General features: G+C 71.3%; 15 protein-coding genes. 4 read left to right on the forward strand and 11 right to left on the reverse strand.

Going from position 1 to position 15,426, the window contains the following annotated elements:
* Positions 1–133: 133 nt before the first annotated feature.
* Together ACZ6KF_RS30770 and dacB are read right to left on the reverse strand one after the other, a co-directional pair.
* Complete coding sequence (locus ACZ6KF_RS30770) at positions 134–1,276, reverse strand: zinc-dependent metalloprotease (RefSeq protein WP_356635013.1); 1,143 nt, start codon at positions 1,274–1,276, stop codon at positions 134–136.
* 107 nt (positions 1,277–1,383) lie between these two features.
* Complete coding sequence (dacB, locus tag ACZ6KF_RS30775; RefSeq protein WP_469177634.1) at positions 1,384–2,922, reverse strand: D-alanyl-D-alanine carboxypeptidase/D-alanyl-D-alanine endopeptidase; 1,539 nt, start codon at positions 2,920–2,922, stop codon at positions 1,384–1,386.
* A gap of 124 nt (positions 2,923–3,046) precedes the next feature.
* On the opposite strand from dacB, the gene ACZ6KF_RS30780 reads away from it, so the two are divergent.
* Both ACZ6KF_RS30780 and ACZ6KF_RS30785 read left to right on the forward strand, forming a co-directional pair.
* On the forward strand, positions 3,047–3,538 hold the full coding sequence (locus tag ACZ6KF_RS30780) for an inorganic diphosphatase (RefSeq protein WP_003991985.1): 492 nt from the start codon (positions 3,047–3,049) through the stop codon (positions 3,536–3,538).
* 131 nt (positions 3,539–3,669) lie between these two features.
* Complete coding sequence (locus ACZ6KF_RS30785; RefSeq protein WP_469241356.1) at positions 3,670–5,418, forward strand: threonine/serine exporter family protein; 1,749 nt, start codon at positions 3,670–3,672, stop codon at positions 5,416–5,418.
* A gap of 10 nt (positions 5,419–5,428) precedes the next feature.
* Here the strand turns inward: ACZ6KF_RS30785 and ACZ6KF_RS30790 are convergent, their stop codons facing one another.
* The 8 genes from ACZ6KF_RS30790 to ACZ6KF_RS30825 all read right to left on the reverse strand — a co-directional run bounded on the left by ACZ6KF_RS30790 (position 5,429) and on the right by ACZ6KF_RS30825 (position 13,184).
* Positions 5,429–6,445: a DedA family protein gene (locus ACZ6KF_RS30790; RefSeq protein WP_469241358.1), complete on the reverse strand. Its 1,017-nt coding sequence runs from the start codon at positions 6,443–6,445 to the stop codon at positions 5,429–5,431.
* Positions 6,446–6,565: 120 nt separating this feature from the next.
* Positions 6,566–7,327, reverse strand: a complete 762-nt coding sequence (locus tag ACZ6KF_RS30795) for a MerR family transcriptional regulator (protein ID WP_356635021.1) — start codon at positions 7,325–7,327, stop codon at positions 6,566–6,568.
* Positions 7,328–7,450: 123 nt separating this feature from the next.
* The gene (locus ACZ6KF_RS30800) at positions 7,451–8,218 is read right to left on the reverse strand and encodes an ABC transporter permease (RefSeq protein WP_356635023.1); all 768 of its coding nucleotides are present in this window, start codon (positions 8,216–8,218) and stop codon (positions 7,451–7,453) included.
* Positions 8,215–9,261 (reverse strand): ATP-binding cassette domain-containing protein, encoded by a 1,047-nt coding sequence (locus ACZ6KF_RS30805; protein WP_469159606.1) that lies wholly within the window; start codon positions 9,259–9,261, stop codon positions 8,215–8,217. Before ACZ6KF_RS30805 ends, ACZ6KF_RS30800 begins: the two co-directional genes overlap by 4 nt.
* A 138-nt stretch (positions 9,262–9,399) precedes the next feature.
* The gene (locus ACZ6KF_RS30810) at positions 9,400–10,041 is read right to left on the reverse strand and encodes a PadR family transcriptional regulator (protein ID WP_469159605.1); all 642 of its coding nucleotides are present in this window, start codon (positions 10,039–10,041) and stop codon (positions 9,400–9,402) included.
* A gap of 25 nt (positions 10,042–10,066) precedes the next feature.
* Positions 10,067–10,612, reverse strand: a complete 546-nt coding sequence (locus tag ACZ6KF_RS30815) for a DinB family protein (protein ID WP_469241360.1) — start codon at positions 10,610–10,612, stop codon at positions 10,067–10,069.
* Positions 10,613–10,784: 172 nt separating this feature from the next.
* A complete protein-coding gene (locus tag ACZ6KF_RS30820) occupies positions 10,785–12,245 on the reverse strand; it encodes an aldehyde dehydrogenase family protein (RefSeq protein WP_469241361.1) in 1,461 nt (486 codons plus the stop codon).
* A gap of 114 nt (positions 12,246–12,359) precedes the next feature.
* Positions 12,360–13,184: a helix-turn-helix domain-containing protein gene (locus tag ACZ6KF_RS30825; RefSeq protein ID WP_356635047.1), complete on the reverse strand. Its 825-nt coding sequence runs from the start codon at positions 13,182–13,184 to the stop codon at positions 12,360–12,362.
* A gap of 379 nt (positions 13,185–13,563) precedes the next feature.
* On the opposite strand from ACZ6KF_RS30825, the gene ACZ6KF_RS30830 reads away from it, so the two are divergent.
* Positions 13,564–14,040 (forward strand): ATP-binding protein, encoded by a 477-nt coding sequence (locus tag ACZ6KF_RS30830; RefSeq protein WP_356635033.1) that lies wholly within the window; start codon positions 13,564–13,566, stop codon positions 14,038–14,040.
* Between the two features lie 166 nt (positions 14,041–14,206).
* Here ACZ6KF_RS30830 and ACZ6KF_RS30835 read toward each other — a convergent pair whose 3' ends face one another.
* Positions 14,207–14,425 (reverse strand): DUF397 domain-containing protein, encoded by a 219-nt coding sequence (locus ACZ6KF_RS30835; protein WP_073943372.1) that lies wholly within the window; start codon positions 14,423–14,425, stop codon positions 14,207–14,209.
* Positions 14,426–14,755: 330 nt separating this feature from the next.
* Between ACZ6KF_RS30835 and ACZ6KF_RS30840 the strand changes: the two genes are divergently transcribed.
* The gene (locus ACZ6KF_RS30840; protein WP_469241362.1) at positions 14,756–15,226 is read left to right on the forward strand and encodes a hypothetical protein; all 471 of its coding nucleotides are present in this window, start codon (positions 14,756–14,758) and stop codon (positions 15,224–15,226) included.
* The last annotated feature ends 200 nt before the right edge of the window (positions 15,227–15,426 follow it).

Genomic DNA, 15,426 nt, shown 5'->3' on the forward strand with positions numbered 1-15,426 from the left:
TGTAGATGGTGACAGAACCGGGCCGTTCCCCGAGCATTGCACGCCTACGCATGGCTTACGGTCCCTCGGACGGGTGATTGAGGGGGCGTTCGCCTGCCGTCGGCCGGATACGGTGCACGACTGCCACCCCGGTTCACGACTCGCTCTTGCGGTGCACCCGCGCGATCCAGTCCGCCGGTTTGGCGATCTCCGCCTTGGTGGGGAGGGTGTTCGGGGAGGTCCAGACGCGGTTGAAGCCGTCCATGCCGGCCTCCTCGACGACGGCGCGCACGAACCGTTCGCCGTCCCGGTACTGGCGGAGCTTGGCGTCCAGGCCGAGCAGCTTGCGCAGGGCGAGGTCGAGGCGGGAGGCGCCCTTGGCACGGCGCTGCTGGAACTTCTCCCGGATCTCCTGGACGCTCGGCACGACCTGCGGGCCGACGCCGTCCATCACGAAGTCGGCGTGGCCCTCCAGAAGGGACATCACGGCGGTGAGGCGGCCGAGGATCTCGCGCTGGGCCGGTGTCTGCACGAGTTCGACCAGGGAGCGGCCGCCGTCGCCGGCGTCGCCCTCCTCGCCCTCGGGCCGGCCGCCGGCGAGGGTCTGCGCGGCCTCCCGGACGCGTTCGAGGACGGTCATCGGGTCGACGTCGGTCTCCGCGAGGAACGACTGGATTTCGCCCTGGAGGTGGTCGCGCAGCCAGGGGACGGCGGTGAACTGGGTGCGGTGCGTCTCCTCGTGCAGGCACACCCACAGGCGGAAGTCGTGCGGATCGACGTCGAGTTCGCGTTCGACGTGGACGATGTTCGGGGCGACGAGCAGGAGCCGGCCGCCGCCGTCGGCGCCGGCGGGGAGGTCGCGGGCGGCGGGGGCGAAGGTCTCGTACTGGCCGAGGACGCGGGAGGACAGGAAGGACAGCAGCATGCCCAGTTCGACGCCGGTGACCTTGCCGCCGACGGCGCCGAGCACCGCGCCGCCCGGGGTGCTGCCGCGCCGTTCCTGCATCTTGTCGAGCAGCGGTTTGAGCAGCTCGCGGAACCCGGCGACGTTGGCCCGCACCCAGCCGGGCCGGTCGACGACCAGGACCGGGGTGTCGTGGGTCTCCTCGGTCCCCAGCAGCGTGAACGCGCGGACGTGTTCCTCGGAGGCCTTGGCGTGCCGGCGCAGTTCGGCGACGACGGCCCGCGCCTCGTCGCGGCTGACCTCGGGCCCCGGGCGCACCAGCCGGGTCGCGGTCGCCACCGCGAGGTTCCAGTCGACCATCCCAGAAGAAGCGGCACCACCGATGCTCGTCATGCGTCAACCGTACGTGAGCCCCGCGGCGGGGGGCAGGCCGCACGGGCCGGGGACGGACGGGCGGCCCGCGGGCGAGGCCGGTCAGGACGACCGAAGCCCCCCGGGGGTCAGCGGCAGCCGCAGACCGACAGGGCGGTCGCCGTGGTGTCCAGGGCCGTCTGGGCCGCCGTCGCCTCGGGGGTCTCCGAAGCGAGGAAGGCGAAGGCCAGCAGGCGCCCGTCGGTGTCGACGACGGTTCCGGCGAGGGTGTTGACGCCCCTCAGAGTGCCTGTCTTGGCGCGTACGACGCCGGCCGCGCCCTCGGTGTAGCGGCCCGACAGGGTGCCGGTGAACCCGGCCACGGGCAGCCCGGTGAGGGTGGCGCGCAGGGCGGGGCGGTCGGGGTCGGCGGCCTCGGCGAGCAGGGCGGTGAGGAGGCCGGCCGACAGGCGGTTGTCGCGGTTCAGGCCGCTGCCGTCGTGGAGGGCGGCGCCCTTGAGCGGCACGCCCAGCTCCTTGAGGCGGGCGGTGACCGCGCGGCTGCCGCCGGCGAAGTCGGCGCTCTCGCCGGAGGCGCGGGCGACGTGCCGGAAGAGGGCCTCGGCGATGTCGTTGTCGCTGTTCGTCAGCATCCGCTCGACCAGGGCGGAGACGGGCGGCGAGGAGACGCTCGCCAGGGTGTCGGCGCGATCGGTCGCCTTGGAGGGGCCCGGGGGCGTGGTGTGCACGCCGTGGGCCTTGAGGAGGCCGGCGAACGTGCGGGTGGCGTCCGCCGCCGGGTCCGGGACACGGGGCACCGGGCCACTGGAGGAGTCGTCGGTGCGAGCCTCGTCGGCCATCAGGGCGGTGACGGGGGCGAGGTTCTCGTTCACACCGATCGGGTGAAGCTCGGGCCCTGCGTAGAGCGTGGTGTCGTACGAGAGCGTGACCCGGCGTACGCCCCGATCCTTCAGGGCGGACGCCGTTCGCGCGGCGAGGGTGCGCAGGCTCGCGAGGCCCTGGGCGCGCTCGCGTGCCGTGAGGGTCGGGTCGCCGCCGCCGACGAGGACGAGTTCCTTGGTGTCGGGCTCGTAGGCGGCGCGGGTGGTGAGGCGGTGGTCGGGGCCGAGGGCGGACAGCGCGGCGACGGCCGTGGCGATCTTCGTGGTCGAGGCGGGCGTGAGGGCCGCGTCGGCGCCGGCGCCGTACAGCGTCCTGCCGGTGGACAGGTCCACGACCGACGCGCCACGGCGCGCGCCCAGTGCGGGGACGTTCAGGAGCGGGTCGAGGACCTCGGCGAAGGACCTGCCGTCCGGCGCCGACCGCGCCACGCTCGTAGCGCCCCCGAGCCCGGTCAGCACCGGCCCGGCGCTCGGCGCGGGCCGCGGCGCGCCCGCCCTCCCCGGCCCGTCGACGTGATCTGCGCCACGCGGCGGCGCAAGGGCGACGGCGCGTTCCCGCTCCGCCGTACGCTGGCCGGTGGAGTCCCAAGGGCCCGCGGCGGTCACCGCACCGGCGGCCAGCGCGAGCCCGGCGGTGGCGGCGACTGCGGTGTACGTCCCGGTCTTCGCCCCGAGGGCGCGTCCGACCTGCGACGACGCACCCGACGCCAGCCGCGCGACCCGCGGCCGGGCGGCCGATGCGGCCCGGGCGAGACGGGGGCGTACGGCGTTCGCGATCCGCGTCACATGCGGTCCCGCGGCTCGCCAAGGCCTCAGCTCGACCACCAGCACCAGCCCCTTTCGCGATCACACTCCTGCGTGAGGGACACTTAACCACCAGAACTGTGTGTTGATCATGGAGGAGCCACCGGTGGAGTTCGACGTCACGATCGAGATTCCGAAGGGTTCGCGGAACAAGTACGAGGTGGACCACGAGACCGGTCGTATCCGCCTGGACCGCCGCCTGTTCACGTCGACCAGCTACCCGGCCGACTACGGATTCGTCGAGAACACCCTCGGCGAGGACGGCGACCCGCTGGACGCCCTGGTCATCCTGGACGAGCCGACCTTCCCCGGCTGCCTCATCCAGTGCCGTGCGATCGGCATGTTCCGCATGACGGACGAGGCCGGCGGCGACGACAAGCTGCTGTGCGTCCCGGCGCACGACCCGCGCGTGGAGCACCTGCGGGACATCCACCACGTCTCGGAGTTCGACCGCCTGGAGATCCAGCACTTCTTCGAGGTCTACAAGGACCTGGAGCCCGGCAAGTCCGTCGAGGGCGCCAACTGGGTCGGCCGGACCGACGCCGAGGCGGAGATCGAGCGGTCCTACAAGCGCTTCAAGGAGCAGGGCGGCCACTGAGCCCTGATCTTCTGATTCCGGGCCCGCCTCGGAACGGGCCGCACGCGCGCGTGCGGCCCGTTCCGGCATGTCCGCGCGCATCCCGCGCATACTGACAGCCACGGAAGGTGTCGTTCAGGGAGCGTTGCGCAGTGACGGATGCGACGGATGCGGAGGACCGCAAGCCGCCGTCGGACGAGGCGCGCGGCAGGTTCGGGACCGGGTCGAACGCATCCCGGTCCGGGCCGTACGACTCCGGGCCGTACGACTCCGGGTCATACGAGTCCGAGTCGGAGATCACCTCCGAGTTCGCGGTCCCCGAAGGGCTGGCCGTGCCCAGGGCCGGCGGCGAGCCGGAGACCACTTCGGAGTTCGCGCTCCCGGAAGGACTGGACGTCCCGCAGCCGCCGGGCGCCGAGGCCGAGGGGTCGGCGTTCACCCCGCCGAGCACGTACGGCACGCGCGGCGCGCCGCCCGCGTTCACCCCGGCCGGCGGCATACCGGCCGTCAGCCTCACCAAGGACCTGCCCTGGCAGGACCGCATGCGCACGATGCTGCGCATGCCGGTGGCCGAGCGGCCCGCGCCGGAGCCGGTGCAGAAGGCGGAGGAGGGCGGCCCGGCCGTCCCGCGCGTCCTCGACCTGACCCTGCGCATCGGCGAGCTGCTGCTGGCGGGCGGCGAGGGCGCCGAGGACGTGGAGGCCGCGATGTTCGCGGTGTGCCGCTCCTACGGCCTGGACCGCTGCGAGCCCAACGTCACCTTCACCCTGCTGTCGATCTCCTACCAGCCGTCCCTGGTGGACGACCCGGTCACCGCCTCCCGGACGGTCCGGCGGCGCGGCACCGACTACACCCGGCTCGCGGCCGTCTTCCGGCTGGTGGACGACCTCAGCGATCCGGAGACCCACCTCTCCCTGGAGGAGGCCTACCGCCGCCTCGCCGAGATCCGCCGCAACCGCCACCCCTACCCCACCTGGGTCCTCACCTCCGCGAGCGGGCTCCTGGCGGGCGCGGCCTCGATCCTGGTCGGCGGCGACGCGATCGTGTTCTTCGCCGCCGCGCTGGGGGCGATGCTCGGCGACCGGCTGGCGTGGCTGTGCGCGGGGCGCGGGCTGCCGGAGTTCTACCAGTTCACGGTGGCCGCGATGCCGCCCGCCGCGATCGGGGTCGCGCTGACGCTCGCGCACGTCGACGTGAAGGCGTCCGCGGTCATCACCGGCGGGCTGTTCGCGCTGCTGCCGGGGCGGGCGCTGGTGGCGGGCGTGCAGGACGGCCTGACCGGCTTCTACATCACCGCGGCGGCCCGGCTGCTGGAGGTCATGTACTTCTTCGTCGGGATCGTCGCGGGCGTGCTGGTGGCGCTGTACTTCGGCGTCCAGCTGGGGGCGCAGCTCGACCCCGACGCGGCGCTGCACCTCGAGGAACGGCCGCTGCTCCAGATCGCCGCGTCGATGCTGCTGTCGCTGACCTTCGCGGTGCTGCTCCAGCAGGAACGGTCCACCGTCCTCGCCGTGACCGTGAACGGTGGCGTCGCCTGGTCGGTGTACGGCGCGATGCACTACGCGGGCGGGCTGTCGCCGGTCGCGTCGACGGCGGTGGCGGCGGGGCTGGTGGGGCTGTTCGGGCAGCTGATGTCCCGCTACCGGTACGCGAGCGCCCTGCCGTACACCACCGCGGCGATCGGGCCGCTGCTGCCGGGTTCGGCGACGTACTTCGGGCTGCTGTCCATCGCCCAGAACGACGTCGACAGCGGTCTGGGCTCGCTGACCAAGGCGGCGGCCCTGGCGATGGCCATCGCGATCGGCGTCAACCTGGGCTCGGAGATCTCCCGGCTGTTCCTGCGCCTGCCCGGCGCCTCCGGCGGGGGACGACGGGCGGCGAAGCGGACGCGGGGCTTCTAGGCGCGGTGCGCTACTGGCCCGGGTTGTAGGGGTACTGCTGCGGGTGCGGGTGCTGCGGCTGGTACGGCTCCTGGTCCTGGCGATGCCCCTGGTAGTACGGCTGCTGTCCGTACTGCTCGTTGCCGTACTGCTGCTGGTTCCCGTACTGCTGCTGGTTCCCGTACTGCTGATTCCCGTACTGCTGCTGCTCCGGGTGGCCCTGGTCGTCGCCGTACCCCTGCTGCCCGTACCCCTGGTCGCCGTAGCCGCCCTGCTGTCCGTACCCCTGCTCCTCGTGGGCCGGGGGGATGCGGCGCAGCTGGGTGGTCGCGTCGTCCATCACCGGCGGCCGGTACTGCTGCGCGGGCCGGTGCTGGTACTGGGCCTGGGTCTGGGTCTGGGCCTGGGGCTCCTCGGCCGGGGTCTGCTTGTTCTTCGAGCGGGCCCGCCAGATCTCGATGATGATCGGGAGCACCGACACGAAGACGATCAGGATCAGGATCGCCTCGATGTTCTTCTTGACGAAGTCGATGTTGCCCAGCCAGGCCCCGAGCAGCGTCACACCGGCGCCCCACAGGATGCCGCCGACGACGTTGAAGATCAGGAACGAGCGGTACCGCATGCCGCTGACGCCCGCGATGATCGGCGTGAACGTGCGCACGATGGGCACGAACCGGGCCAGGACCAGCGACTTCGGGCCGTACTTCTCGAAGAACTCGTGCGCCTTGGTGACGTTCTCCTGCTTGAAGAAGCGGGAGTCCGGGCGCGTGAACAGCGACGGACCGACCTTCTTGCCGAACATGTAGCCGGCTTGGTCGCCGAGGATCGCGGCGACGCAGATCAGGACGATCGCCGACCACAGCGGGAAGTCCAGTTCCTTCGAGGCGATCAGCAGACCGGCCGTGAACAGCAGGGAGTCGCCCGGCAGGAAGAACCCGATGAGCAGGCCCGACTCGGCGAAGACGATGAGGAGCAGGCCCCAGATCCCGAAGGTGTCGAGCAGATAGTTCGGGTCCAGCCAGCTCGGTCCGAGGGCAAGCGTCGTCACGGTTCCGGGCTCCAGTGGGGTGAGGTGAGTACGGCTTCGGCTACGGCCGGACAAAGCTATCAACGGATGGTGTCCGTCCCGGGTTCCACCGTTGGCTCCGGTGGAACCCGGGACGGAGGATCACGCCGCGTGCCGTGCCGCGTTCGCCGTGATGGCGTCCCGCAGATGCTCGGCGAGGCCCGGGCGCATGGCCTCGTAGAACGCCTTGAACCGCTCGTCCGAGACGTACATCTCACCCAGGCCACGGTGGACGTCGTACGGGCACTCGTAGAACCAGCGGCAGATGTGCTGCCGGTGCTCCTCGGCCATGTCCATGGCCCGCTCGCCGGTCGGCGCCTCGCCGGCGGCCATCAGGGCGTCGTAGCGCTCGCCCCAGTCGGCCACCTCGGCCTGCATGCGCTTCCAGTCCTCCTTGGTGTAGCTCGCGGCGCGGCGCTGGGACTCCGCGTACGCCTCGGTGCCGCCCCAGCGCTCTTCCGCCTCCTGCGCGTACTGCTCGGGGTCCTTGTCGCCGAAGACCTCGAACCGTTCCTCGGGGGTGAGGTTGATGCCCATCCTGCGTGCCTCCATGGCGTGCTCCACGGCCGCCGCCATCTTCTGCAGCTTCTCGATCCGGGCGGTCAGCAGCTCGTGCTGGCGGCGCAGGTGCGCGCGCGGGTCCGCGTCCGGGTCGTCGAGCAGGGCGGCGACCTCGTCGAGCGGGAAGCCGAGCTCCCGGTAGAACAGGATCCGTTGCAGCCGGTCGAGGTCGGCGTCGCTGTAGCGCCGGTGGCCCGCGCGGCTGCGCTCGCTGGGCACGAGCAGGCCGATGTCGTCGTAGTGGTGCAGGGTGCGCACCGTCACACCGGCGTACCCGGCGACCTGTCCCACGGAGTGGCTCACTTCCGCTCCCTTCTCGGTACGCCCTCCACGCTGAGCCCTCACGCCACGTCAGGTGCAAGCCGGTTTCCCGGGCCCGTCGGTGGAACCGGGTCACGGTTCCGCCGGTGGGCCCGGTCCACCGGTCTACCGGCTGAGGCGGGCGAAGCGCCGCACGGCCAGCGGGAAGAACACCGCGAGCAGTGCCAGGGGCCACAGGATCGCAGCCCCGACGTGGCCCGGCTCGCCGCCGGGGTTGCCGAACAGGTCGCGGACCGCGGTGGCCGTGTGGGACATGGGGTTCCACTGGACGGCCGTGCCGAGCCAGCCCGGCATGGAGTCGGGCGTGGCGAAGGCGTTGGACAGGAAGCCGACCGGCCAGACCAGGATCTGCACGGCCTGCACCAGTTCCGGCTTGCCCGCCACCAGGGCCAGCTGGATGCCGATCCACAGCATGGCGAACCGGAACAGCAGCAGCAGTCCGATCGCGCCGAGGAACGCCCCGATGCCGCCGTGCGCCCGCCAGCCGAGCACGAACCCGACGGCGCACAGCACGGCGAGCGCACACGCCGACTGGAGCATGTCGGCGGCCGAACGGCCCACCAGCACCGCCCCGTTGGCCATCGGCATGGAGCGGAAGCGGTCGATGACGCCCTTGTTGAGGTCCTGGGTGACGGCGAGCATGGTGCCCTCCAGACCGAAGGCCATGGTCAGGGCGAGCATGCCGGGCACCAGGTAGTCGACGTAGTCGCCGCCGATGCCGCGTCCGCCGCCGACCAGGTAGCCGAACATCAGCAGCAGCATCACGGGGAAGGCCACGTTCACGACGACCTGGACGGGCTGCCGCGCCCAGTGGGCGAGTTCGCGGCGGGTCATGGTCCAGGAGTCGGTCAGGGCGTGCGCGGTGGCGCTCATACGGCCTCCTTCGCGTGGCGTCCGCCCGTTCGGTCTTCGTCCGCTCGGTTTTCGTCCGTACGGTTCTCGTCCGGACCGCTTTCCTCCGTACGGCCTTCGTTCGCACGCCCTTCGTCCCCGGTCAGGTACAGGAACGCCTCGTCCAGCGTGGGCCGGCGCAGGGCGACGTCCGCCGCCTCGATGCCGGCCTCCTCCAGGGCCCGTACGACGCCGGACAGGGCCGCCATCCGGTCGGTGACGGGGGCGCTGAGCAGCCGCCGGTCGGCGTCGACCGTGACGGCGTCCCTGGGCAGCGGGAGCAGGGCTAGGGCGGCGCCGAGCTGACCGGCGTCGCGCAGGACGACGTCGATGCGGTCGCCGCCGGTGAGGGCCTTCAGGTCGTCCGGTGTGCCCTCGGCGACGACCCGGCCCCGGTCCACGACCGAGACGCGGTCGGCGAGCTGGTCGGCCTCCTCCAGGTACTGGGTGGTGAGCAGGACCGTCGTGCCGCCGCCGACCAGCGAGCGGACCGACGACCAGACCTCGGCGCGTCCGCGCGGGTCGAGGCCGGTGGTGGGTTCGTCCAGGAAGAGCACCTCCGGTTCGGTGATCAGGGAGGCGGCCAGGTCGAGCCGCCGCCGCATGCCTCCGCTGTACTGCCGGACCGCCTTGCGGCCGGTGTCGGCGAGTCCGAAGCGCTCCAGCAGTTCACCGGCCCGCACGCGCGCGTGCCGGGCGCCCAGGTGGTACAGGCGGCCGAACAGCTCCAGGTTCTGCCGGCCGCTCAGCTCCTCGTCCACGGCCGCGTGCTGGCCGAGCAGGCCGATGCGCAGCCGCACCTCGTACGCCTCGGTCACGACGTCGTGTCCGGCCACCACGACGCGGCCCGCGTCCGGTCGCAGCAGCGTGGACAGGATGCGGACCAGGGTGGTCTTGCCCGCGCCGTTCGGCCCGAGCACTCCGTGCACCGCGCCGCGCCCCACCGTCAGGTCGAGCCCGTCGAGCGCCTGTTCACCGCCGTACGCCTTGCGCGCGCCGTCGACGGTGATCGCCATGTCGGCCATGGGCACCTCCCTCGCCAATCCCATTATTCAAACTTGACTACTTGCCCAACATAGCTCCGACACCCGGGTTGGTCAAACTTGATTAGCGGGCGGACGGGTCCACGACCGACGCCACCGACGACCGTGGCATCGGCACCCTCAGCGGCTGTCCCCCGGATGCCGCTCCCCCGTCGCGTACGGGTTCTCCTGGCCGTCCTCCAGGACGCCGACGAACGGCTCGCCCTCCCCCGCGAAGGTGTAGGCGCCGCCCTCGATCCGGGCGATCAGGCCGGCGGTCCACTCGGCCTCGCCGTCCGCGGTGTGGATCCACAGGTTCATGATCTCGCCGATGTGTCCGAGCTGCTCGGGGCCGTCCTCCGGCACGTAGTGCGCGGTGACGGCCCTGCGCCACTCCTCGATCCGCCGGACGCGCTCCTTGAGCAGCGCCACCGCCTCCGCCCGCGGCAGGTCCACGATGAACCCGATGGCCGCCGACTTCACGTCCGTCTTCTGGTCGTAGGAGGTCAGCGCCTCGCGCAGCAGCCGGAAGAACTCCTCGTCGCCCCGGCCGGTGATCTCGTACTCGGTGCGCGGCGGGCCACCGGCCGTGGACGGCGCGATCTCGTGCGCGTGCAGCAGGCCCTGCTTGGCCATCTGCTTCAGTGCGTGGTAGATCGAGCCCGGCTTGGCGTTGGACCACTCGTGCGCGCCCCAGTACTCCAGGTCGTTGCGCACCTGGTAACCGTGGGCCCGCCCGTGCTGGCGGACGGCGCCCAGCACGAGAAGACGGATCGCTGACATGGGGCCAGCGTAGGACCCCGGCCGGTCAGCCCTGGCTCGCGCCCTGTTCCCTGGCCACCAGTTCGAAGGCGGTGGACCCGTCCAGCGACTCCCGGATGATGTCCGCGTGGCCGGCGTGCCGGGCGGTCTCGCGGATCAGGTGCAGGGCCAGCCAGCGCATCGAGACCCGCTCGTCGGGGAACCAGGGGGCGTCGGGGAGCGCGAAGGTGTCGTCCAGGCTCGGCACCGAGCGCAGGAAGGCCTCCGTCTCGGCCGCGACCTTCTCCCAGTACGCCAGTTGCGAGGCGACCGTCTCGTCGCCGGTCAGCCTGAAGTTCTCGTCCCAGTTGGACTGGTCGCGCCGCACCGCCGGCTCCTCGCCCCGCGCACGGGCGACCCAGCCCTGCTCGACCTCGGCGACGTGCTTGAGCAGTCCGGACAGCGACAGCTCGCTGACGCTCGGGCGGGACGACGCCTGCTCGTCGGTCAGGCCGAGCAGCGCCCGCCGGATGCCGCCGCGCTCGGCCTCCAGGAAGGCCAGCAGTGCCCCGCGCTCGTCCTGCGTGCCCTCCGCGGAAACGTGAGTGACCATGACCGGCCGCCTTTCGTCGGTGCCCCCGGTGGGGCGTTCTGGGAGTTCTTCCTGACACCGACGAAGCTACGGGCCATAGAGGACAGTTTCTGTCCTCTATGGCCCGCTGGGGACGATCGAGGCAGCCGAGGACGACCGAAGACAGCAGCGGGACGCCCCAGGAAGGAGGCGCCTAGAACGGGAACCCGCTGCGCCCGTGCTGCACCGAGATCCACTTCAGCGTCGTGAAGGCGTCCACCGTCGACTCGCCGTTGAGCCGGCCGACGCCGGAGTTCTTCTCGCCGCCGAAGGGCACCAGCGGCTCGTCGTGCACGGTGCCGTCGTTGACGTGGAACATCCCGGTGTCGATCCGCTGGGCGAACCGCACGCCGCGCTCCACGTCCGCGGTGTGCACGGCGCCGCTGAGCCCGTACGGGGTGTCGTTGACGAGGCGTACGGCCTCTTCCTCGCCGTCGAAGGTGAGCAGGAAGGCCACCGGGCCGAAGACCTCCTGGCGCAGCAGGGGGGAGTCGGCGGGCAGGCCGGTGAGGACCGACGGCTCGACCAGGTTGCCCGTGGTCGTACCGTGCACCAGCGCGGTCGCGCCCTCGGCGATGGCCTGCTCGACGGTGCCGGAGATCGACTCGGCCTGCGAGGCGTTGATGACCGGGCCGATCACCGTGTCGGGGTCGCGCGGGTCGCCCGACTTGAGGGACTTGACCTTGGCGACGAACTTCTCGGTGAACTCGTCGGCGATCGAGCGGTCCACGAGGACGCGGTTGGCGGCCATGCAGACCTGGCCCTGATGGACGTACCGGCTGAAGACGGCGGCGTCGACGGCGTAGTCGATGTCCGCGTCGTCCAGCACCACCAGGGCGCTGTTGCCCCCGAGTTCGAGGATGGCGCGCTTGAAGTTGCGGGCGCAGACGGTGGCGACGTGGCGGCCGATCCTGTCGGAGCCGGTGAACGATATGACCTTGGGGACCGGGTGGTCGATGAAGGAGTCGCCGATCTCGGCGATGTCCGTGACGACCACGTTGAGCAGACCGGCCGGCAGGCCCGCGTCCTCGAAGAGCTTGGCCAGCGCGGAGCCGCCCGTGATGGGCGTGTCCTGGTGCGGCTTGACCACGACGGCGTTGCCCAGGGCGAGGGCCGGGGCGACCGACTTCAGCGTCAGCAGGAACGGGAAGTTGAAGGGGCTGATGACCCCGACGACGCCGACCGGGACGCGGTAGAGGCGGTTCTCCTTGCGGGGGTCCGGGGAGGCGATCAGCCGGTCCTCGGGGCGCAGCGTGAGGTTCACGGCCTCGCGCAGGAACTCCTTGGCCAGGTGCAGCTCGAACGCGGCCTTGACCCGGGTGCCGCCCAGCTCGGCGACGATGACCTCGGCGAGTTCCTCCTCGCGCTCCTCGAGCAGGCGCAGGGCCTTCTCCAGGACGACGCGGCGGGCATACGCGCCGGCCTCGGCCCAGGCGCGCTGGGCGCGGGCCGCGGCGCGGTACGCCTCGTCTATCTCGTCGGACGTGGCTATCGTGATCGCGGCCAGCTTCTCGCCGTCGTACGGGTTGAAGTCGATGATGTCCCAGGACCCGGTTCCCGGACGCCACTCGCCGTCGATGTACTGCTGAGCCAGCTCGGTGAAGTAGGACGACATGTGACCCCTCAATCCCTGCTGCGGAAGCAGTCCCTGATCGTCCGTCATCGTACTTGTGACAAACGGGAATTGGGGGGCCGGTGAGCAGACTCCGGGTGCCGGACGCGGACGGATTCAGGACAGCTGGAGCAGGCCGCGCAGCAGGTCCCGGCTCTCGGCGGGACCGGGGCTGTCGTGCTGGAGCTCCTTGAGCGCCTTCTCGTACTGGGCGACGTCCTCGGGCTTGTCCAGATAGAGCGCGCTGGTGAGCTGCTCGAGATAGACCACGTCCGACAGGTCGGACTCCGGGAAGCTGAGGATGGTGAAGGCGCCGCTCTCGCCGGCGTGGCCGCCGAAGCTGAACGGCATGATCTGCAGCCGTACGTTGGGCCGCTCGGAGAACTCGATGAGGTGCTGGAGCTGCCCGCGCATCACCTCGCGGTCGCCGTAGGGGCGGCGCAGGGCGGCCTCGTCGAGGACGATGTGGAAGTCGGGGGCGTTCTCGGAGACGAGGTGCTTCTGCCGCTCCAGCCGCAGCGCCACGCGCTTTTCGACGTCCGCCTCGCTCGCGCCCTGCATGCCGCGCCGCACCACCGCGCGGGCGTACGCCTCGGTCTGGAGCAGGCCGTGCACGAACTGCACCTCGTACACGCGGATGACGGACGCCGCGCCCTCCAGGCCGACGTACGTCGGGAACCAGCTCGGCAGGACGTCCGAATAGCTGTGCCACCAGCCCGCCACGTTGGCCTCACGGGCGAGCGAGATGAGCGATGCGCGCTCGGCCTCGTCCATGATCCCGTACAACGTCAGCAGGTCCTCCACGTCCCTGGTCTTGAAGCTCACCCGGCCCAGCTCCATCCGGCTGATCTTCGACTCGGAGGCGCGGATGTGGTAGCCCGCAGCCTCGCGCGTGATCCCGCGCGCCTCGCGAAGTCGCCTGAGTTGCGAGCCGAGCAGCATCCGCCGCACCACCGATCCGGGCTCTCCCGCGCTCACGTTCGCCAGCCTCCCCAACCGTCTTTAGGGCCCGCAGTCTGCCACTAAATCACTCCGAGCAGTACTCGTCCGATTACACAGACGGAAAGAAGCCAAAGACGAGGAGACGGGGGAGCGAAGAAGAAGGCGGGCGGAAGGCGGGCAGACGGCGAAAAGGTGGCGGAAAAAATGAGCAACAAGCGGTACGGGAGGGGCCAATTCGGTCGCGTGCACGTGCATCTGCCCTTGCATCTGCTGTACGCATCCGAAACCATGGTCCCGCGCCACCGCTGCATCGCAACGCCTGCATCGCAACGACCGCGAATTCCCGGGAGTGCCTCGCATGGGGACGAATGGATCGACCATGCTCGAGCCGTTACGGCAGGGCCTTCCGCCGCTGGATCCCGCGGCCGTGTCCAGCGCCGCCTCCTGCGCTCTGCCCGCCCGTTACGAAGCGGTCCGCGAGGCCAGGCGGTTCACCCGCAGGACGCTCGACCAGTGGGAAGTCGGCGAGCGTTTCGACGACGTCTGTCTCGTGGTCTCGGAACTGGTCACCAACGCCCTGCGGCACGCGCTGCCGGACGCGGGACCGCTCACGCCGGCCCACGAACCGCCGGTGCGGCTGCACCTGTTGCGCTGGACCGAGCGTCTGGTGTGCGCGGTGCGCGACCCCAGCAACGACAGTCCGGTCGCCCGTGACGCCGAGGACTTCTCGGCGGAGTCGGGGCGCGGGCTGTTCCTGGTCGACTCCTTCTGCGACAGCTGGGGCTGGAACCCGCTGGCCGGCACGCTGAGCGGCAAGGTGGTCTGGGCGATGTTCCGCCTGGAGAAGGACGGCTGAGGCCCGCGGCGTTTTCCGCGCCGCGGGTCTGCACACGCGGGGCGCGATCCTGCCTCCGGCGGTCGTGACGACGGTTCTTGCCGCTCTCGCCGGTCCGGCGACGGGGTGTTAGCTATGACAACGTTGTCTCGGCGTCTCCCGCCGAGTCGGCGAACACCGTCCGGCGTCAGCCCGCGACCAGGTGGTCGAACTCTCCGTCCTTGACGCCGAGCAGCATCGCCTCGATCTCCGCGCGCGTGTAGACGAGGGCGGGGCCGTCCGGGAAGTTCGAGTTGCGCACGGCCACCCTGCCGCCCGGCAGCCGGGCGAATTCCACACACGAGCCTTGCGAATTGCTGTGCCGACTCTTCTGCCAAGCCACTCCGCGCAGCTCGGTGGCGGCCATGCCGTTGTACACGTCGTGGTCCACAGGTCGCTCCCCGGTGGTGCACTGGCTGGTGTGGCCATTGATGCAGTGGTCAACTGTGCCGGATCATAACCCTGTTTCCCGTGCAAACGCATGAGCAGGTGCATGCGCAGATGCACGTGCACGGGGGGTGTTCCCACGGTTACAGCTCCGTCGGCCCCCCGCCGCTGGTTCGTACGGTGTTCGTGCAGTAGAACAGACGCGTTCCACGCCGTTCCTGTTCCACCGTCCGACCACCGGCTCATTTCGGGGGGCACTGCTGTGCGTACGGCGACCCACGCGCGCGGGAGGCGTATACGGCTCGCGGCCGTGGCCGCGGCTCTCGTCGGCGCGGTCACGCTGACGGCGTGCGGCGGAGACGACTCCGAGGACGACGCCACGCCGGCGCCCAGCGCGTCGGCCTCGTCCTCCGCGTCCGCGTCTCCGTCGGCCTCCGCGTCCGCCTCCGCCTCCGCCCCGGCCGGGGAACTGGAGGGCAGCTGGCTCGCCACGACCGGCGGCGAGTCGGTGGTGCTGATGATCAACGACGGCGAGGCCGGGCTCTTCGCCACGCGCGGCACCGTGTGCAGCGGGCGGGTCGAGGAGGCGTCCGGCGCCTCGACCATCCGTCTGAACTGCACGGAGGGCACCGACGAGCGCGGGACCGGGACGGTGGACTCGGTCAGCGACACGAGCCTCGAGGTGACCTGGGACGGCGGGCTCGGCCAGGAGACGTACACCAAGGCGGAGGGCGGCACGATGCCGTCCGGTCTGCCGACCTCGGGGCTCGGGACGGGCTGAGGCGGGGCGCGGGCGAGGCCGGGTGGGTGTTCGCGGGTGGGTGCGGGTTACTGCCTGCGGCGGCCTGTCGGGGTCGGTTCTCGGTTGCGGTGGCGCTGTCGCCTGGTGCCTCGTCGGGGCCGGGCCGGGGGTGTCCGTCCTCGGAACGGCGCGGAATCGGTCTGTTGCAAGAGGTACCCGTGTTGACGCGCCAACCGCTG

Source organism: Streptomyces sp. NPDC046379 (genome assembly GCF_055587785.1).

Bases quoted from the DNA above. Each gene is read 5' to 3' on its own strand.
- ACZ6KF_RS30800 (WP_356635023.1), bottom strand. From the start codon at position 8,218: ATGAGCGCCACCGCGCACGCCCTGACCGACTCCTGGACCATGACCCGC.
- ACZ6KF_RS30805 (WP_469159606.1), bottom strand. From the start codon at position 9,261: ATGGCCGACATGGCGATCACCGTCGACGGCGCGCGCAAGGCGTACGGC.
- ACZ6KF_RS30820 (WP_469241361.1), bottom strand. From the start codon at position 12,245: ATGTCGTCCTACTTCACCGAGCTGGCTCAGCAGTACATCGACGGCGAG.
- ACZ6KF_RS30830 (WP_356635033.1), top strand. From the start codon at position 13,564: ATGCTCGAGCCGTTACGGCAGGGCCTTCCGCCGCTGGATCCCGCGGCC.
- ACZ6KF_RS30835 (WP_073943372.1), bottom strand. From the start codon at position 14,425: ATGGCCGCCACCGAGCTGCGCGGAGTGGCTTGGCAGAAGAGTCGGCAC.
- ACZ6KF_RS30815 (WP_469241360.1), bottom strand. From the start codon at position 10,612: ATGGTCACTCACGTTTCCGCGGAGGGCACGCAGGACGAGCGCGGGGCA.
- ACZ6KF_RS30770 (WP_356635013.1), bottom strand. From the start codon at position 1,276: ATGACGAGCATCGGTGGTGCCGCTTCTTCTGGGATGGTCGACTGGAAC.
- ACZ6KF_RS30810 (WP_469159605.1), bottom strand. From the start codon at position 10,041: ATGTCAGCGATCCGTCTTCTCGTGCTGGGCGCCGTCCGCCAGCACGGG.
- ACZ6KF_RS30825 (WP_356635047.1), bottom strand. From the start codon at position 13,184: ATGCTGCTCGGCTCGCAACTCAGGCGACTTCGCGAGGCGCGCGGGATC.